General features: G+C 56.5%; 19 protein-coding genes and 1 tRNA gene. 7 read left to right on the top strand and 13 right to left on the bottom strand.

Annotation, left to right across the window (positions count from 1 at the left end; all coding sequences use genetic code 11):
* Nucleotides 1-294: 294 nt before the first annotated feature.
* Nucleotides 295-618 (top strand): hypothetical protein, encoded by a 324-nt coding sequence (locus ACQY4Z_RS14275; protein WP_428522306.1) that lies wholly within the window; start codon nt 295-297, stop codon nt 616-618.
* 152 nt (nt 619-770) lie between these two features.
* Here the strand turns inward: ACQY4Z_RS14275 and ACQY4Z_RS14270 are convergent.
* The 3 genes from ACQY4Z_RS14270 to ACQY4Z_RS14260 all read right to left on the bottom strand — a co-directional run bounded on the left by ACQY4Z_RS14270 (nt 771) and on the right by ACQY4Z_RS14260 (nt 4,396).
* Nucleotides 771-846: transfer RNA gene (locus ACQY4Z_RS14270), tRNA-Thr, on the bottom strand.
* 181 nt (nt 847-1,027) lie between these two features.
* Complete coding sequence (locus ACQY4Z_RS14265) at nt 1,028-2,980, bottom strand: heme biosynthesis HemY N-terminal domain-containing protein (RefSeq protein WP_428522304.1); 1,953 nt, start codon at nt 2,978-2,980, stop codon at nt 1,028-1,030.
* A 78-nt stretch (nt 2,981-3,058) separates the two neighbouring features.
* Nucleotides 3,059-4,396 carry a mitofilin family membrane protein gene (locus ACQY4Z_RS14260; protein ID WP_428522302.1) on the bottom strand — a complete coding sequence of 446 codons (1,338 nt, stop codon included), beginning with the start codon at nt 4,394-4,396 and terminating at the stop codon, nt 3,059-3,061.
* A gap of 58 nt (nt 4,397-4,454) precedes the next feature.
* Between ACQY4Z_RS14260 and ACQY4Z_RS14255 the strand changes: the two genes are divergently transcribed.
* Nucleotides 4,455-4,604, top strand: coding sequence for a hypothetical protein (locus ACQY4Z_RS14255; protein ID WP_428522300.1), 150 nt, complete (start codon nt 4,455-4,457; stop codon nt 4,602-4,604).
* A 6-nt stretch (nt 4,605-4,610) separates the two neighbouring features.
* Nucleotides 4,611-5,009, top strand: a complete 399-nt coding sequence (locus ACQY4Z_RS14250; protein WP_409687116.1) for a hypothetical protein — start codon at nt 4,611-4,613, stop codon at nt 5,007-5,009.
* A 53-nt stretch (nt 5,010-5,062) separates the two neighbouring features.
* Here the strand turns inward: ACQY4Z_RS14250 and ACQY4Z_RS14245 are convergent, their stop codons facing one another.
* Complete coding sequence (locus ACQY4Z_RS14245) at nt 5,063-5,692, bottom strand: uroporphyrinogen-III synthase (RefSeq protein ID WP_428522297.1); 630 nt, start codon at nt 5,690-5,692, stop codon at nt 5,063-5,065.
* Nucleotides 5,693-5,780: 88 nt separating this feature from the next.
* Entirely contained in the window at nt 5,781-6,707 is a 927-nt protein-coding gene (hemC, locus tag ACQY4Z_RS14240) for a hydroxymethylbilane synthase (protein WP_428522295.1), read from the bottom strand.
* Nucleotides 6,708-6,803: 96 nt separating this feature from the next.
* Here hemC and tsaD point away from each other — a divergent pair, with 96 nt between their 5' ends.
* The gene (gene tsaD, locus ACQY4Z_RS14235; protein WP_428522293.1) at nt 6,804-7,910 is read left to right on the top strand and encodes a tRNA (adenosine(37)-N6)-threonylcarbamoyltransferase complex transferase subunit TsaD; all 1,107 of its coding nucleotides are present in this window, start codon (nt 6,804-6,806) and stop codon (nt 7,908-7,910) included.
* 6 nt (nt 7,911-7,916) lie between these two features.
* Here tsaD and ACQY4Z_RS14230 read toward each other — a convergent pair whose 3' ends face one another.
* A complete protein-coding gene (locus ACQY4Z_RS14230) occupies nt 7,917-9,692 on the bottom strand; it encodes a creatininase family protein (protein ID WP_428522291.1) in 1,776 nt (591 codons plus the stop codon).
* A 148-nt stretch (nt 9,693-9,840) separates the two neighbouring features.
* The gene (locus ACQY4Z_RS14225; RefSeq protein WP_428522289.1) at nt 9,841-10,239 is read right to left on the bottom strand and encodes a hypothetical protein; all 399 of its coding nucleotides are present in this window, start codon (nt 10,237-10,239) and stop codon (nt 9,841-9,843) included.
* 236 nt (nt 10,240-10,475) lie between these two features.
* On the opposite strand from ACQY4Z_RS14225, the gene ACQY4Z_RS14220 reads away from it, so the two are divergent.
* Together ACQY4Z_RS14220 and ACQY4Z_RS14215 are read left to right on the top strand one after the other, a co-directional pair.
* Nucleotides 10,476-10,952 (top strand): NUDIX hydrolase, encoded by a 477-nt coding sequence (locus ACQY4Z_RS14220; protein ID WP_428522287.1) that lies wholly within the window; start codon nt 10,476-10,478, stop codon nt 10,950-10,952.
* Nucleotides 10,939-11,946: an NAD(P)H-dependent glycerol-3-phosphate dehydrogenase gene (locus ACQY4Z_RS14215; RefSeq protein WP_428522285.1), complete on the top strand. Its 1,008-nt coding sequence runs from the start codon at nt 10,939-10,941 to the stop codon at nt 11,944-11,946. The genes ACQY4Z_RS14220 and ACQY4Z_RS14215 overlap by 14 nt, the downstream gene beginning before the upstream one ends.
* A gap of 61 nt (nt 11,947-12,007) precedes the next feature.
* On the opposite strand, the gene ACQY4Z_RS14210 is transcribed toward ACQY4Z_RS14215, so the two are convergent.
* Together ACQY4Z_RS14210 and ACQY4Z_RS14205 are read right to left on the bottom strand one after the other, a co-directional pair.
* Nucleotides 12,008-12,529, bottom strand: coding sequence for a cytochrome b (locus tag ACQY4Z_RS14210; protein WP_428522283.1), 522 nt, complete (start codon nt 12,527-12,529; stop codon nt 12,008-12,010).
* Complete coding sequence (locus ACQY4Z_RS14205; RefSeq protein ID WP_428522281.1) at nt 12,526-12,921, bottom strand: antibiotic biosynthesis monooxygenase family protein; 396 nt, start codon at nt 12,919-12,921, stop codon at nt 12,526-12,528. Before ACQY4Z_RS14205 ends, ACQY4Z_RS14210 begins: the two co-directional genes overlap by 4 nt.
* 59 nt (nt 12,922-12,980) lie before the next feature.
* On the opposite strand from ACQY4Z_RS14205, the gene ACQY4Z_RS14200 reads away from it, so the two are divergent.
* A complete protein-coding gene (locus ACQY4Z_RS14200; RefSeq protein WP_428522279.1) occupies nt 12,981-13,421 on the top strand; it encodes a MarR family winged helix-turn-helix transcriptional regulator in 441 nt (146 codons plus the stop codon).
* Nucleotides 13,422-13,432: 11 nt separating this feature from the next.
* Here ACQY4Z_RS14200 and ACQY4Z_RS14195 read toward each other — a convergent pair whose 3' ends face one another.
* The 4 genes from ACQY4Z_RS14195 to leuB form a co-directional block, all read right to left on the bottom strand.
* Complete coding sequence (locus ACQY4Z_RS14195; RefSeq protein WP_428522277.1) at nt 13,433-13,822, bottom strand: VOC family protein; 390 nt, start codon at nt 13,820-13,822, stop codon at nt 13,433-13,435.
* A gap of 122 nt (nt 13,823-13,944) precedes the next feature.
* On the bottom strand, nt 13,945-16,107 hold the full coding sequence (locus ACQY4Z_RS14190) for a methyl-accepting chemotaxis protein (protein ID WP_428522275.1): 2,163 nt from the start codon (nt 16,105-16,107) through the stop codon (nt 13,945-13,947).
* Nucleotides 16,108-16,338: 231 nt separating this feature from the next.
* Nucleotides 16,339-16,758, bottom strand: coding sequence for a hypothetical protein (locus tag ACQY4Z_RS14185; RefSeq protein WP_428522273.1), 420 nt, complete (start codon nt 16,756-16,758; stop codon nt 16,339-16,341).
* Between the two features lie 77 nt (nt 16,759-16,835).
* The gene (gene leuB, locus ACQY4Z_RS14180; RefSeq protein WP_428522271.1) at nt 16,836-17,948 is read right to left on the bottom strand and encodes a 3-isopropylmalate dehydrogenase; all 1,113 of its coding nucleotides are present in this window, start codon (nt 17,946-17,948) and stop codon (nt 16,836-16,838) included.
* Nucleotides 17,949-18,083 lie beyond the last annotated feature (135 nt).

Here is an 18,083-nt window from a genome sequence, read left to right as displayed (position 1 = left end):
CCAAGCTTATCGGGTGCAAGGTGCCGCTGGCACACAAATTTTCACCCTATTGAAGCCTATCCCACCATTAAACAGGAGACATGTCTCCTCCCGAATTCAGTTTTTACTAATTCACTTGGTAATGTAAAATGACATAATGTTGGAATTGATTTCCCTTTTTGGAAACTAACTGCCGATTACCCGTGGCATCAACACCAGCCAGTCCCCGAGGCATCATCTCAGCCTGTACTCTGTTGAGGGAGCCGCATAGAGTGAGGTGCAGCCTCTTATGAGAACACTACAGGAGATAACTGGATGATGAGCCAACTGTCAGCGCGGATGAGCGTTTTTGCTGTTGCGGCATTTGCGATCGGCTTCAGTGCAGCCGCGCATGCTGACGATGCCATTTCCAAGGTCAAAGCGGCAGCACCTTTGGCGGTTTGCGAGATTACGCCAAAGGAAAACGGCAAAGCCTACGTCATATGGCATTTGACGGCCTTTGATGGAGACGGCACCCGCTACTACCGGGCGATCACCAGCAACTTGATCGAATTGATCGTCAGACCGGACGGCTCCATCCAGAGCGATGCCAACCCATGCACGAATGAACTGACATTCTATTCATCGAGTTATCGCTGAGCTGTCAGGATACTGCCCAAGTGGTGGCGCATTCATATGCGCCGCGGATCGCGGTGCCGCGCTCTTCATAGATTGTCATAACCTTTGAAGAAGTGGTGCAAATGAGAAAAGCGTTCAAGTAGGCCGAAGGCCGATAGCGCAATAAGAGATGGTGGTGCCGCTGATAGGACTCGAACCTACGACCCCATCATTACGAATGACGTGCTCTACCAACTGAGCTACAGCGGCTTAGCTCTTGAACAACTCCAAGAGACGATCTCAAAGGCAGTCCTCAAAAACTGGCGCTGCCCGAGTGGGCCGCTAATTACCGGAGCTTCGATCCGGATGCAAGGGCTTTTCCGGGTCCGGGAAATGATGACCACACGTTCAGGTCGTCGGTACTTTCCGGATTGAAGCTTCCCTCCCCAGCCTAGTTAAAGAACCGGGGGCGGGAACCTTTCTTCTTGTCGTCCGCATCCTCGTCATCATCCGTGCCCGGATCATCCGGCATCCGCGAGAGAGGAAATTCAATCGGACGATCTAAGTCCTCGTCTTTGGCCTTTTTCTCATCAGACTTGCTGTCCTCAGATGTACCATTAACGGCGGACGCAGGTTCAGCTGCCTGTTTGTCTGGTCTGGCGTCTGAAACAACCTTTTCAGCCTCGTCTGTTTTGGCTTTTTCTGCATCGGCATCTTTTTCAGGTGCCGCGGCAGCGGAAGCCTTATCCGACGGAGTTGAAGCTACTGGACCGTCCGGCAAGTCCTTGAGGGCCGGAGCGAACTTCACATCGTCCGTTGTCCCCTCATAGCCTTCCTTCTTAACCGGAGCAGCAGTCGCTTTTGCGTCGGATTTAGCGTTTGGCGCAGGCTCCGCCTCATTGGTCGTTTTTGACGGCTCCTCGCTTTGAGGCTCGGCCTTCAACTCAACGACCTTGGCATCGGCAGCCTCTTCCGGTTTTTCATCGGACGCCTCTTTGGTTTGCGAAGGTGCGGTCGCCGCCGGCTCGACAGGCTCTGCAACAGGTGCCTGGGCTGGTGCAGCCGCAGGCAGAACAGGGGCCTCAAACAGGCTGTCTTCCAACAGAACACTATCTTCCTCGTTGAGGCTGCCCGGCGAGGACCATTGGAACGCATCCAGCTTCCCGGTCACAGGCGACACGGCCTGCCATTCAGAAGACACCACGCCGTCGGCGATCCAGACCTTGTCGAGCGGCGCCTTGACCGCCCGTGCAAGCCAATCGCGGACCCGGCCTTTGTCGCTGGTCTCTGCCTCTTCCACTTCGGCCATCAGGATGAAGGCCGCACGGGTCGGCTCGGATTGCAGCACTTTCTTCAGCTGTGTGCGGGCCTCTTCAAATTCGCGCGCTTCCAATGCAGCCTTGGCGATCGCGATGGCCCCTTCTGCGGTGTTGGCGCGTTGCGCCGCAAGGTTTTTGGCACGCTTCAGCCTGTCAACAGCTGAATCGCCCGTGCGCACATGGGAATAGGTTTCGGCCAACTCCGGGTGCGGCGACAACCGCCAGGTCGCCTCGATCACTTTCGACGCCTTGCGGATATCGCCCCGGCGGGTCGCCAGCCGAGATGTGATGACAGCGGCTGGAACCAAGTCCAGTGCCAACCCGTGCGCCTCTTTTGCCAGCGAGAAGGCCCGGTCCGGATCGTTGTCCTCCAGTTTGTGGGCAAGCGCGGTGAGGATGACTGCGCGCTGACGGCGATAGGCCTTTTTATCCAGGAGCTTGGACGTGTAGTTCCGCTCAAGGGTTTTCAACGCCTCATCCCAATGATGGGCAACCGCCTGATACCCGAGAACGGCTTTCCCGGCCCACTCAAGACCCGGCGCGGATTTCGCGGCCTCTTCGGCGTAATGGCGCGCGGCGACCGGTTCCTTCAGGCGTTCTGCCTCGACGAACAGGCCATGTAAACCGAGCGTTTTGGTTTGCGGATCATCCAGCATGGCTTCAAAGCGCTGCCGCGCCTCGCCGTCCTTGCCGGCAAGCTGCGCCGTTTGCGCAAGAAGAAGTTTTGTCGCCGGTTCTTCGTTCAGCAGCTTGTCTGCATCAAGACCGTAGCGGCGTGCCATTTTGGCATTGCCCGTGCCAAGTGCAATCAACCCTTGCGACAAGGCTGTGTAACCTTTGTCCTTCCGGCGCTGCTTGAAGAAACGGCCAGCGATTTGCGGCGACTTCAGGATCGCGCGGATAACACCGACAACGACAAGAAACGCGACGAGAACAAGGCCCACCACCAGGGCAACCACCACCGGCGGCTGTTCCCAGACATAGCCGTTCCAGCTGACCGATATCGTTCCAGGCAAATCCGCCATCCAGGCAAACCCGAGGGCAGCCAAAAACAGCATGGCGAAAAAGATGAGGACGCGGATCATCGGTGTCGCTCCCAAAGTGCGCCGGACCATCCCGGCAGAATAAACTCAATTCCGGCCGGCCGTTGAACGGCCGCCGGCTCAGCTGTCGTTTTTCGCAAGCGCGCTCAGAACTTCCTGAGACGCCTTGTCCGTCAGCGCATCAACTTCAACCCGTGCCTCTGCCCGGTTTGTCCAGTCCGCCGCTGCCTCCTGGCCCGCTTGCGGTAGATCCTTGGAGGCCGCAAGCGCCGCGCTCAAATCTCCCTTGGAGACAGCATTTTCCATCCGCCGCAAGACAGCATCCGGTCCGGTGCCATCTGCATTACCCGGCCCGCGAACCGCCACAAGCGACCGGGCACTTGCCAGGAAACTCTGGAGGACGTCACCGGACTCGTCCGGTTCCGCAAAGGTCTGGTAGACGCTGCGCGCAACATTCGGGAACTGCGCGATCAGGACAGACACTGGCTCCACACCGGTCTTTGCGTGTGCTTCAAGCGCGGACAGGTCCATATCTGCCGGAAGGCCGGCTTTGACGGCTGCAAGCTCTGTCTCATAAGGACGGCCCGAATCTACCGCCGATTTCAATGCCGACACAGACAAGGCCCGCGCCGCAGTCTCCCGGGCTGTTGCATCACCCATGGTTGATTCAACTTGTGCCAGTCTCTTGGACAAGCTGTCGAGTTCGGCCCGCAAGTCTTCTAGCGCCGCATTGTTGGCAGCACCGACGGACTGAATGTCTGCCGAGAGGCTCGAAAGCGTTTCCGTGGCCCGCGCCTGACTGTCCGCAAGGGTCTTCAAGGACACATCTGAGGTCGACACCGCCGTTTGCGCAGCTTTTGCTGTTGCCTCGGTGTTCTGCAGACGCGTCTGCAGCTCGGTCAGCTGCGTCTCAAAACCTTTGACCTGACCTTCAAGGTCCGTCACGGAACCGGACAGTTTTTCCGTCTCTGACAATGCAGCCGTTGTGCCGCCTTCCAGTTCGGTAAGTCGGGACTCAATCGGGGCAAGATCAACGGGCGCCGCGGATTTCACCGTGTCTTCCAGGCTGCTCAGCCGGGTTTCCAGCGGCGCCAGATTTACAGGCGTTCCGTCTGCAGACGTTGCAGAACCGGAAGCCAGATCGGCTTTCAAGGCATCAAAGTCCTGCTTCAACGCATCGACGGCGCCAGACACATCAGCTCCACCAGACTGTGCAGCTTCTGCCAAAGACTGCTCCACGGCAGAGACTTTGCTCTCCAAATCCGAAAGAGCTCCGCTGACGTCTTGTCCCGAGACAGTCGTTCCGAGCGCGCTCAGCTGACTTTCCAGATCCGAGATTTTCCGTTCTGCTGCGGTCAGCGCGCGGGACATCTCCTGATCCTGCTCAGGTGTCAGCTTGACGATGCCGGCCTGATAGAGACCGAAGCCTCCGCCGAGCACCAGGACGCCGCCGATCACCGCGGCGATCAGAACACCGAACGCTCCAACGCCGCTGCTTTCCTGAGCTGCGGGCGGATTGGAGAAACTTGCAGATCCGGATGCGGGTTTCTGCGCCGAACTACTCGAACTGGAAGACGGTTTGCTCGTCGCCGCACTTGCCGATGTGCTGCTCGAACTGCTCTTTCCAGTGTCCGTAGCTGATGTCGTCGGCTTCGAAGCGGACTGAGAGGACGTGCTACTTGCGGCCGAACCAGCGGGCTTGGAAGCGGTCGACGAAGACGAAGTCGCAGATGACGCGGCGCTTGACGGACGCGTTGAAGATGTTGAGGAACTTGTCGTTGGGGACGTTTTCGACTCGGCGGGCTTGGACGATCCGGATGTCCCGGATGCTGTCGAAGACGGTGATTTGTCGCTCACCTTCTCCGGCTTCAGATCAATTGTGACCGGACGCTTCGATCCGGACGACCCAGAACTGGAGGCGGAGCTTCCCGATTTTGCGGATGAACCGGATCCTTTGCCATCGGATGATGATGTTCCGCCAGGAGTTTTGTTGTCACTTGCCATCTATCTCTCTCCCGCACCCAGCCAGTCCCAAGATCTTAACTATACACGTCTCTTTGCAAAGCGGTAGCACCGCGGCAAAGAGTCTTGCGCGCTGCAAAACAACGACTCCCCCGGTTCGGGTTAACACTCTGCTAACAACAGATCGAAGAGCGCATCTTCGCGCGGCGCGCTGGCGATATGAACGTCATTAAAGCCCTGGAGACCTGCTGCTGCTTGACCGGAAATTGCGTAGACCGGCAAATTGGAAAAAATGTGTTCTGGCAAATTGGCGCTGAGGAGCCTCGCGAGGATTTCGCCAGTGCGGCGCGAAAACACCAAAACACCATCATAGTCTTCATTTGCCAGCCCTGGGAAGACAGTCTTCGGCAGGTCCGGAACAGCCTCCATTCGGTAAACCGGAAGGGTCTGGCAAGTGATGCCACCCTTTTCCAGAAGCCCCCCGAGATCGCCCGATCGCTGTTCTGCGGACAAATAGAGGACCCTGCGTAAGTCAAATTCAGCCGAGGACAAGATCAGGCTGGCCAGACCCGCCACATCGGAATCAGCTGAGCGAACATCTTCAAAACCCAACGCCCGACAGGCTGCAGCGGTTTTGTCTCCAACCGTGAAGGCAGGCAGAGACATCAATTGTGCCAGCTGTGCGTGATGAGTGATAGTATCAACAGCACGGCGACTGGTGAGCGCCAAAGCGTCAACACCGGTAAGATCAAAACTTGGCGGCGGACAGGGGCAAAATTGCAGCAGGGGCATCTCGTCCGCCTCATGTCCCAAGGCCCGCAACCGATCGGCAGTTCTCTTGCAGTCAGGTTGCGGACGGGTCACAAGGAAACGCATCGGCTCAGTGGTTCGAGAGGAACCCGGGCCCCATCTTGGCTTTCAAGGCTTCACCTGCTGCCTGGCCGATTTGAACAGCATCAGCTGCGCGTCCGTAACGCACCTCATCATGAACCTCAGAGCCGTCCGGTTTCAAAACTGTGCCTTTCAAGGTCAACTCGTCGCCGTTCAACAGGGCCAGACCGCCAATCGGGGTTCTGCAGGATCCATCCAGAACCGCAAGGAACGCGCGTTCCGCATCAAGACGGATTTGGGTCTCCCGATCATGGATTGCCTGCAGCATTTCAAGCGTTCGTTCGTCGCCTTCACGGCTTTCGATGCAGATCGCGCCCTGGCCGACAGCCGGCAGAAAATCCTCGGTTTCGAGAAGACTGGTCACCTCCTCTTCAAGGCCAAGGCGGCGCAAGCCCGCATAGGCGAGCAGCGTCGCGTCCACTTCGCCCTCTGCAAGCTTGCGCAGGCGGGTCTGAAGGTTGCCGCGGTACATCACCACTTCAATATCGGGGCGAAGGCGTTTGATCATCGCCTGGCGGCGCAGCGAGCTGGATCCGACCACCGCGCCATGCGGCAAATCCATCAGGGTTTTGGCTTTGGGAGACAAAAATGCATCCCGAACATCTTCACGCGGCAGGAAGGCAGTCAGAGCCAAACCGTCCGGCAGAACGGTCGGCATGTCCTTGGACGAGTGTACGGCCAGATCAATACGCCTATCCAGCATGGCCTCCTCAATTTCCTTGGTGAACAGGCCTTTCCCGCCGACTTCAGACAAGGGCCGGTCCTGGATCTGGTCTCCGGAGGTCTTGATCACCACGATTTCGAAGGCGTCCTCTGGAAGGTCATGGGCAGCCATCAGCCGGGCGCGGGTTTCATGGGCTTGAGCCAGAGCCAGCGCGCTGCCCCGTGTTCCGATGCGCAAAGGATTTGATTGCAAGGTTTACCGTCCAAATGCTACGCCCGGCTAAAGACGCGCCGGGTCTGTTCGTTCTTTCTGGTATATGACCTAGCACAAATAACTGCGGCAAGACCAATGACCTTCGTCAATGAAAATCGAGCGGACACCCGATTAACGGTTCTGGGCATTGAAACAAGTTGCGATGAAACAGCAGCTGCCGTGGTGCGCGGACCGCTCGACAAAAACATTCTATCAAATGTCATCCGGTCGCAGATCGACGAACATACGGAATTTGGCGGCGTGGTGCCGGAAATTGCGGCCCGGGCGCATATCGAGATCCTGGACAAAATTGTTGCCGAAGCGCTCCAGAAATCAAAATGTTCCTGGGATGACATTGATGCTGTCGCCGCAACGGCCGGCCCCGGGCTCATTGGCGGTGTGATCGTGGGCTTCATGACTGCCAAGGCAATTGCCATGGCCGCCGGCAAGCCTCTTGTTGGAGTGAATCATCTCGAAGGCCATGCGCTCACTGCGCGCTTGACAGATGATCTGGACTTTCCGTTTTTGCTACTTCTTGTTTCTGGCGGGCACAGCCAATTTTTGCTCGTACGCGGGGTTGGCAATTATGACCGCCTCGGAACGACCATTGACGATGCGATTGGCGAGGCGTTCGACAAGACCGCAAAACTTCTCGGCCTGCCCTATCCCGGCGGCCCGCATGTTGAAAAAATGGCGAAAAAGGGTGACGTAGCTCGCTTCAAACTGCCGCGTCCGCTGCTCGATCGGCCCGGTCTGGACATGTCGTTTGCCGGCTTGAAAACCGCTCTTCGCACGCAGGCAAAAAAGCTGGAACCGGTCGATGATCAGACTGTTGCGGACTTGTGCGCAGCCTTCCAGCGCGCGGTCGCAGACGTACTTGCTGCGCGCACGAAATCGGCTTTGGAACTCTTCCGAGAACGTTATCCGGAGACAATACCGAGCATCGTCGTGGCAGGTGGTGTTGCTGCCAATCAGGAAATCCGCAGCAGCCTGCTCTCGGCTGCTGACGAGGCTGGTGCCCGTTTCATTGCGCCCCCCATGGCGCTTTGCACGGACAATGCAGCCATGATTGCTTGGGCCGGAATAGAACGTCTACTGGAAGGCCCCGTTGATGACATGAATCTGCCGCCCCGTCCGCGCTGGCCACTCGATCAGTCCAACGCCGGTGTCCTGGGGGCCGGAAAAAAAGGCGCGAAAGTCTAGGTGCCGTCAGAGACCGGGTTCCGGCAAGGCACGGATCTGCGCGAGGGCGGCTTGCACTTTCAAATCGAGCATGACCCAACCGATGTCCGCGCTGGCGAGGGACGGTTCTCCGATGACACCTGTTTCGCCAGTTGCGTTCAGCACGCCGGGAACAGCGGTGTTGAGAGCGCGAACGCCATCGGCTTTTAGTGCCAACACTTCCGATGTATCCCTTATGCCGGCATGCGTCCCGATCTGCTCCAAGCTGAACCCTTGTTCTTGAAGCTCAGCGATTTGCCCGTTTGCCTCAGGAAAATAGTAGTCACTGATCTGAAACACCTGGGCCGGGGCGGACGACCACCAACCACCGCGCATCCGGTCGGCTGCGGCCTGCTGACCACGTTGGGTGCTGCCACTATCACCAATGAAATAGACCCGTGAGAATCCGTGCTGCAGCAAGCTCTGCGCGGTACTCACCAAGATGTCCTCAAAAGTCTCTTCCGATATCGTCAAGGTCCCCGGAAAGCGCATGTGTCCCGTCGGCGGATCGATATCTCCTTCCGGGACGTAGGTGACAACAGGAGCAACCAGCGTCTCACCAAGTCCCGACGCCAATGCGCCAGCCGTGTATCGCACCACGATATTGTGCTTGCCAAGCACCATATGCGGACCATTCTGCTCTGTTCCACCAGAGGGAACGATCACTTGAGTATATCCAGCATCCAACGCCTTCATGACCTCTGTCCAGGTCAGGTCCTCAAGGTGCAGGGAGGGCGGGCTGTAGCCCTCGTCGGCCACACTGTCCTGCGTCGGCCCGAAAAGGCACAAAAGGCACGCTGCAATGACCGAAAAGACCTGCTTTACCCTTCGGCTGATCCGCCGCCAGGCCCAAATAAACGGCTTCCACAACATCTCGTGGGAGGCGTGAAAAGGATTGGCTTCATGCCCATCAATTCCGAATTTGAAGGTCTCTTTTTCTTTCGGAATATAAAGCGTCCCGAACAGCCAGTCCCACCAGGAGAAGACCAGCCCCATGTTCTTGTCCCAATGCCGGACTTCGCTGCTGTGGTGGATCTGGTGCATAGCCGGGCTGACCAGATGCCCGCTCAACCAGGCCGGATACGACAGCCAGATGTGCGAATGACGCAAGTTGTAGCCAAACAAATAGAAAAGAAAGATCCCGGCATTAATCCCGAGAATGGTCAGAATGTCAGGCGCTGGCCCGACAAACATCAACCAAAGCGCACGGGCACCCGCTTCACAGATGATCACTGCGGCGCCCGTTACGATCAGATCAACGGGCGACATCCTGAAAACTGTCAGCGGTGTCAACACCTCTGCAGAGTGATGAACCTTGTGGAACTCCCAAAGGATCGGGACTTTGTGCTGCAGGTAGTGCGTGAAGAAAACCGCGAAATCGAAGGCCAGCAGAAGCAGAAAAGAAAAGGCAAGAATGGACCAAAAACTATGGTCCGATGCTTCGCCCGCTTGCAGCGTTGCAGGTTCAACCCAAATGCCGTGGATGCTCGTTCCCAGCCAAGCCAAGGGAACAGCAACCAGAACACCCTTCAGCAATGCCATCCAGAAATAGTAGAGATAATCCTGCTTTGCAGACGGATGCAGATAAACTTCTTTAGGAAAACAGTATTTTAAAAACGCGGCCGCCGGCTTCCTGTAGCGGTACAACAGATAGACAATCACCAGTGTACTGAACGCATAAAGGACAAAAATTCGTTCGCCTGGAACTCCAATCGCTATGACAGAACGCACAAAAGACGCGACTGCAATTTCGAAGTTTTCCATGGTTTACGCCAATGCGGTTTTCGACATAACAGCGATAGGCTAGACTGGTTAATCTCCGGTTAGGAATTGCGCTGATAATCAGTCCTGACCTAGTATTTAGGGGCAATAATCAGACCGAATGGAGAGCCGGTCAAACCGGCTCCCGGTGTTATCCGACAACTCGGTGTCCCCGGCCACGCATGCAGTTCATGACGATTTGCTTGCGTTCGCCATGCGCGTTGAGAGCACCGCCACCGGCCCCGATCGCCCCTCCGGCCAAGGCCCCGGCAACCGCATTTCCTGCAGCGTTTTTGCCGTCGTCATCTTCAACTGCCGCAAGCACACCACCAATCGCAGCGCCGGCCAAGGCAGCCATCTTCGTTTCGTCATTGAAGAGACGCCGCTGTTCGGCAAGGCCTTTGCAGTCTCCAAGGTCCTTCTCGTAGGTGTAACCCATCGGACCATCTACAATCGGCCGGTAGTTGGAACCAGTTTGACCGCAAGCCGTGAGGCTTGCAACCAGTGCTGCAGTTACGGAAAGGCGCGGGAGAAGTGTGCCAAAAATCATCTGTGGGGCTCCGTTAAGCGAAAAAATGGGTCGAACGACCCCTGCCGCGGGAGATCTCCTAGTCGACCCAAAACAATAAATCAATTATTTTTTATTGTTTTACGATAATTTTTGATTTCGAAATATGTTTCCTAGTCACTATTTCAATCAAATCAAACAGATATGTATCTTGGTCTTTTTCTGTCCGTGCGGGACTGATACGAAACAGGCACCACAGCGCGCAGCGGAAACCTCCGATGAAGATCTTTCACAAAGCCTATGTCTATCTGACCTGCGGGCCGGAGCTCTTGGTGTTCGAAGAGGCTGACAATCCGCGGCCGGATCTTCAGGTGCCTGGCGGCACTCTGGACCCAGGTGAGAGTTACCTTCAGGGTGCCATCCGTGAATTTTCCGAGGAGACCGGACTAACCTTGGATATCGCTCTCGAATCGTTCGCCGACCAGGATCACTTCATCGACAATGTGCCCGGAATTCTCGATGGCCTTCATCGCAGACGGCATTTTCACGGTAAAATTCTGAAGAAGCCCGCTGATGAATGGGAACATTTTGAAATGACGCCAAGCGCGGGCGGAGCACCGATCCGGTTCCGCCTGTTCTGGGTTGATTTGTTCTCAAACGAAGCGCCGTCAGAGACCCGTTATTTTGAAGGGTTTGGAGCACAGCTTGAAGCACTACGGACGCGCATGGAAGGGCAGGTCAATGGGGGCCATTAAGTCGATCGGCGTCATCGGCGGCGGCGCCTGGGGCACCGCGCTTGCTTTGACTGCAGCTCGGGCTGGAACAACTGTTCGCCTTTGGGCACGGGATCCTGCAACAGTCTCTGAGATCAGAACCAAGCAGCAGAATACAAAGTATCTGCCGGGGATTACGTTCGATGAAGATCTGAATGCGACTTCGTCTTTGAAAGAAGCCGCGGATGCAGATGCCATCCTTCTTGTAACGCCAGCTCAATCCACCCGAGCCATCCTGAGTGCTCTCAAAAAGACCGGCGCTGTGCGGGGGCCTGTCGTCTTATGTGCAAAGGGCATCGAGCAGACCACCGGTGAGCTTTTGTCGCAAGTGATGAAGGAAGAGCTACCCGGCGTAGAACCAGGGGTCTTGTCCGGACCGAGTTTTGCTGACGATGTCGCTAAGGGCCTTCCGACTGCGGTCACAGTCGCAGCACACACGGCAAAAACCGCTCTCAGTCTTTGCGAAGCGTTGCAGTCGCCCTGCTTCCGCCCCTATGCCTCCATCGATGTCCTCGGCACACAAATTGGCGGCGCGCTCAAGAACGTCCTTGCCATCGCCTGCGGCGCAGTGGCCGGACGAAAACTTGGTGCCAGTGCGCAAGCAGCATTGACGGCCCGCGGCTTTGCTGAGTTGAACCGGCTTGGAAGCGCAATGGGGGCGCAGGGCGAAACCCTGACGGGCCTGTCCGGTCTGGGAGACCTTGTGCTGACCTGTTCGTCCACACAGTCGCGCAACTTTTCATTCGGGATGCGGCTCGGTGAAGGCTTTATGGCCTCGGAGCTGATCGCCGCCGGCGGCAAACTGGCAGAAGGAGCTTACTCGGCGCAGGTCGCCGTCAAACTGGCTCAAAAGCTTGAGATTGAGGTGCCCATTTGTGCCACCGTCGCCCGGATGGTCAGCGAAGATATGACGATTGACGAAGCATTGAATACGCTCATGGCCCGGCCGCTGAAATCAGAGACTGACTTTTTCTGAGACGCCGGGCAATGCGATACACTTCAGCATGAAAAGGCTGCCCTTCTCGGCAGCCTTGTCTTCAAGAGATTGCACTTTGTGGCACTTGTTCCGGTTTCCGGCCCTGCCGGGAAAGTCTATGCCAAAGAGCTGCAGCAACATGCCCCATTATCAAAACACAAAAGGCAAATGCCGCTCGATGATGCAAAGATTGCGGCGGAGCCTGGGCTAGAAGGTCCGGGTCGGGAACATTGCCGCTCAGGATCTCGGGCGCAGCGCCTGTCAAAACCAATATGCCCACCCCGCTCACCAGAAGAATTACGGGCAGAACGCGCAGAAAGCCGTGAACCATCTTTCCGGCCCAATCTATCCCTTTTGATTGATGCCCAATCGTCGAAGCCTGTCCTCCTGCAACCAGCCAGACGGCTAAACGCATCAACGACAACAATCCGGCGAGCAAACCAGCCGCGAGATGGATCCTTAGGAACTCACCGCTCATGGATGGTATCTGCTGCGCCATGTAGCCCGTCGCAAGCGCCAACGCCACGAACACTGCAATCAACCAGTGAAGGGTTCGGGTTTTCGAAACGGCTCGAACCATCATGACCCGTCCTCCTGTTCGATCGGCACATAGAGAGCTGCATGAAACACAGTTCCCTTGAGCGCGCCTGCAGCACCGCTCTCACGGTACTTTTTGATTGCCGCGGCGTAGTCATCGGCGCTCTCCCACCTTGCAACATTCACAAGCTGGAATTTCGCTTTCGGCATGATTGATCTGTGAAGCTGGGTTTCGATGTAACCCGGCTGTGTCTCCAGGAAAGCTCGTGCGGACCTCCATCCTTCAATCGTTGTTTCCACCTGGTCCGCTGGCACTTCAAACGCGTTGATGAGTGTGACCGGTTCTTCGGGCGGCATCTCCTGCGCTGGAGCTTGGGAAGAGATTGAAAGAGCCGATGTGGCAGCGGCGAGAGTGCGTCTGGTTCGTTTACTGAGCATTTGCGATCTCCATTAAATAGCAAGCTATATTTATTTATATAGTATGCTATGTATCGTATATGCAAGGCATGGCATTTGAAAAAAATTCTTCAGCCGGCTACCTGGCAAATCATATGGCGCGCCTGTTTGCGTCCGGCCTTCAACGGCGGATCAAACCGCTGGGGCTTGCGACAGGCCAGTTCCCAGCACTTCTCGCTCTTTGGCAGAAGGAAGGCCAGACGCAGAAAGACCTGGTCGCCGCGCTCGACATTGAACAGGCAACGCTTGCAAACACCTTGTCGCGTATGGAGCGCGACGGCCTCGTCATACGCAAACCATGTGACGAAGACGGCCGCGTTCAGCGCATCCATCTGACACCTAAAGCGCGTGCACTCAAGGACGATGCGATCGATGCCGCCATGGCTCAAAACGCCGTTGCGTTGGACGATTTAACAGAAGAGGAAACCGCGCAGTTTCTGGAATTTATGCGCCGGGCAATTGCCTCAATGCAGTCCGGCTGAAGACCCAGGCCTCACGCTGGCTGGATCAGATCCCATTTGTTTCCGAATGGATCCTGAAACACCGCCACTGTGCCATAAGGTTCGCGTCGCGGGGCCTCCAGAAACTGGACACCCTTCTTCGACATAGCGGCGTAATCCCGATCGAAGTCATCGGTCGCTAGAAACATGAACACCCGCCCGCCGGTCTGGTTGCCGATGGCTGCCTGCTGCTCCGGCCCATCTGCCTTGGCCAGGAGAAGCCGCGTTTCCGCGCTACCAGGAGGAGCGACGAGAACCCAGCGCTTGCCAGGCTCCAATTCTGTATCTTCAATCAACTGAAAACCGAGCACATTGACATAGAACTCCAGACCTTCGTCATAGTCCGGTACGAGAAGTGACACGGCGCTGAGAAACTGTTTCATGAAGACGCTATCCTGCGGTTACGGGGGCTCGCACCGCTATCACGGGCAACAGTCATTTCCAACGCCGCATCTGCAAGCGTCCAAAGGAGTTCTCACCCCTAACCTGCTGCGGCCTGCCTGGATTAGGCTGCCTTGTCTTGGCCGTTCTCCCAGATGTCGTTGTTCAAGAAACCGTTGACCGCCTCACTCAAGGAACTGCTTACATCCGCCAAGACCCGGCTGAGCTCTTCAACTTCATTGGAACTGCCGCGTGTTTCCGTGATGGCGTCCTGCAGGACATTGACGTTTTCAGTGGCGCTTCGACTGCTTTGGGCCGCACGCGCCATGGCCTCACTGATTTCACCCGTTGCGGCGCCTTGCTCCTCGACCGCGGAGGCGATCCCCGCGGTCACCTCTTCAACCGTATCCATGTGTTGTCCGATGGACTGGATCGCTTCAACCGCGCGGTTGGTGGACGACTGAACAGCTGCAACCTGCGACGAAATTTCGTCCGTTGCCTTGGCGGTTTGTGTCGACAATTCCTTCACCTCGGCCGCCACAACGGCAAAACCTTTCCCGGCCTCACCAGCACGGGCGGCTTCTATCGTCGCGTTTAACGCAAGAAGATTGGTTTGCTCTGCAATGTCCCGGATCATGTTGATGACGTCGCCAATTTTTTCCGCCGTTCCGGCGAGCTCCTTGACATCGGTATCCGTCGATTTTGCCGTCTCCGCAGCCCCGCGGGTGATGCTCAATGCGCGGGTCGTGTGTTGATTGATCTCCTGAATGGAAATCCTGAGCTCCTCGGCAGCAGAAGCCGACGACTGCACGCTATCATCAGACAGCCGCGCCGCTGCGAGCGCTCCATCAGCAGATACTGAAGAGGCCTCTGCGATCCCCACCAGCGTTTTCGACGTCGTGCTCATCACGTCCGTTTGCCGCGTCAATTGTGACTGGATGTCGGAGATCTGAGTTTTGAAACGATTGACCAGCCGGTCCATCTCTGTCCTACGGGCGTCTTCAAGGGCCCGGCGTTCCTCAGCAGCGGTCTCGCTCCGCTTCACCTCTAGGGCATTGTCACGAAACACCTTCATCGCCCGTTTCATGTCTCCGAGCTCGTCCGCCCGGTCGTCATCTTCGATCACGGTGTCGAGGCGACCGTCAATCAGGTCACGAATATTGCGGATCAATTGTCCAAGCGGGCGCGTGAAGGTCAACGCGAGTAGATATCCGCCCACTCCGGCAAAGACGAACAAGACAACACCCGCAATCGCCATCCAGAACTTGAGATCGGCCAATGGCGTCATCGCTTCGGCTTCGGACTGCATTGCCAAAACCGCCCATGTCACACCTTGGTACTCAAAAGACTTGCCGACTTGAATGAAACGCCCATCCCGGTGCGCCGGACCGATCATGACTTTCGTCTGGCCATTCAAGGCCGCATCCGACGCTTCGGTTTGGAATTGGGTTTCAAGTATGTCGTTCTCATTCGTGAACCTGGAATTGTTCCGCAGGAACCCGTTCGCTCCGACAATCAGCGTTTCGCCGCTGTCCCCCAATCCGGCAGACCGGTTCATCAGTTGATTGATCCGGTCGATCGGCATTTGGAAAACGAGAACACCGGTTTTCTCTCCATCTTCGATCATCGGCATGGAGATGAAACTGGCCGGTGCGCCATGGCTTGGTCCGTAAGGAGCGAAGTCAAAGAAGTGAATCGCATCCGCCGGCCCATCATTTGCCGCATGGAATGCCCGTCCAAGATCCGTATCAGACCACGGACCACCCGCCTTGAAGTTGGTCGCGTAATCTTCTTCCTTGAAGACCGTATAGATCAGGTCGCCGTTCGTGTTGAACAGGAAGACGTCATAGTAACCGCGTTCGAGTAGAAATTTCCGGAACCAGGGATGAAACTCTCCGTGGGCGGCATCATAGGCGGTATCGCGACCAGCTGAATCAAGGAGATGTTTTTCTCCAAGCGGGTGCGGATTGTCGCGAATGTAGGCGGCCTTCAGGATCTCCGTATGATCCCCTTCAATCTCTTGCCAGGCATCGTTAAAGGCCGACAAGGCATCGTGTGCAAAGGGAAGAGTGCTGACGAGCTTCAGATCCGTTTCGATGGTGTGCAGATAATCGGTGAGCTCGCTGACACGGTTGGTGGCAATCGCCTCCAATCGATTCTTTGTCAGCTCTTGAATTTCGCTGGATGCAGAAAAATAACTGCTCAGGCCAATGCCCGCACCAACGGCCAGCGCAAAGCCCATTATTGCAGCTGGAATCTTTAAACGAATGGACAACCGATCCCACATGGAACCCTCCTCAATTACACGCGAGGGTTGGTGAGTACAGTTAACACGTGATTAAATCACTGATTGTGTCGTCTAATTTTTATGCAACCTAGGCATATTTCCGCAAAGACGCAACCGAAAGACCTCAGCGAGGTCGATATAATTTCGGGTAAGTTGAAATTGTCCGCCAAGAATTCCGAAAACATTGGAGGCAAGCAACAATCGACCACCACCGGAACTGATTCCCGGAACCTATTGCGCGCGGCGGTAGATCGACACGTTTGTAAAGCTCGCGACGTCGACGAGGTGCACGGTCTGGGTCACGGTGAGGGTTCTCCCATCTTCGGAAAGCTCCCGCTCCGCCTTCATGATCGTGAGGCCACCGCGCCGGGCTTCGGACACCAAATTGCGGTCATTTGCAAAGACCAGCCGCATGGCATCGACCAAACCGCTTTTCCCGAGCTTGACCTCGGGCCCATCGGGAACGGCTTCAAAGCTGTCGTTGGTGACATCCCCATCAGCTGAAACCTGGTTCATGGTGAAGACCGCCATGCCGAAATTGTCTTCGATCTTCAGTGTCGCACTTTTGGGCGGATCGCCTTGCTCGAATTCGCTGGCCTCAGAATCAAGGATCCAGGTACCGAGAAACGGAGCGATTTTGTCTTCGATCATAACAGTCTCAGGTCAAACAAAGGAAAAGCCGCCACCGGGATACCCGGTGACGGCCTTGGGTGCAAACAGGGATTTGATTAGCCCTTAAGAGCGTCCAGTTCGGCTACGATGGCATCGCCCATTTCGGCAGTCGATACGGTCGCTTCACCTTCAGCTGCGATGTCCTTGGTGCGAAGGCCTTTGTCCAGAGCGTTGGCGATGGCCTTATCCAGAAGATCAGCCGCTGCAACCTCCTCAAAGGAATAGCGCAGAGCCATTCCGAAGGATGCGATCATCGCAATCGGGTTGGCGGCGCCCGTGCCGGCAATGTCCGGAGCAGAGCCGTGGACCGGCTCATAAAGCGCCTTGCGCTTGCCGGTCTTGGCATCCGGCGCCCCGAGAGATGCGGACGGCAACATACCGAGGGACCCGGTCAACATGGCCGCCACATCTGACAGCATGTCGCCGAACAGGTTATCAGTGACGATCACGTCGAACTGCTTCGGCCAGCGCACGAGCTGCATGCCACCGGCATCCGCCAGCATGTGCTCCAGAGTGACGTCTTCAAAGCCGTTCTTGTGGGTCTGTGTCACGACTTCGTTCCACAGGACACCGGACTTCATCACGTTCCGCTTTTCCATGGACGTGACTTTGTTGTCCCGGGTGCGTGCCAGCTCGAATGCGACCTTGGAAATGCGCTCGATTTCGTAGGTGTCATACACCTGCGTATCGACACCGCGTTTCTGACCGTTGCCGAGATCGGTGATTTCCTTCGGCTCCCCGAAATAGACGCCGCCGGTCAGTTCCCGAACGATCAGGATGTCCAGGCCTTCGATCACGTCCTTCTTGAGCGATGATGCATCGGCAAGTGCCGGATAACAGATCGCCGGGCGCAGGTTGGCAAACAGCTCCATGTCCTTGCGCAGGCGCAGAAGACCGGCTTCCGGGCGGACATCATAAGCCACATTGTCCCACTTCGGACCGCCCACCGCACCGAAGATCACAGCATCTACTGCCATGGCCTTCGCCATGTCTTCTTCGGAAATGGATTGACCATGTGCATCATAGGCGGACCCGCCCACAAGACCTTCGTCGGTTTCAAAAGTCATGCCGCCTTTGGCGTTGAACCAGGCAATGACCTTTTTCACTTCGACCATGATTTCTGGGCCGATGCCGTCACCCGGCAAAAGCAGCAAGTTTTGAGAGCCCATTTGGCGTACCATCCCGCAAATTATAGAAACAGATGGCGTTGGGTTACCGCGCTTGCCGCTCTCTGGCAAGGCACGGGATGTTGCAAAGAACTCAAGCAAGGCCTACGGAAAGGTCAAGCGCAAACTATCACGCGG

It is taken from the genome of Roseibium sp. (genome assembly GCF_965276855.1).
In the GTDB taxonomy this organism is placed as follows: Bacteria; Pseudomonadota; Alphaproteobacteria; order Rhizobiales; family Stappiaceae; genus Roseibium.
The sequence above is the reverse complement of the archived record's forward strand: the minus strand, read 5'-3'. Positions and strand labels throughout refer to the sequence as shown.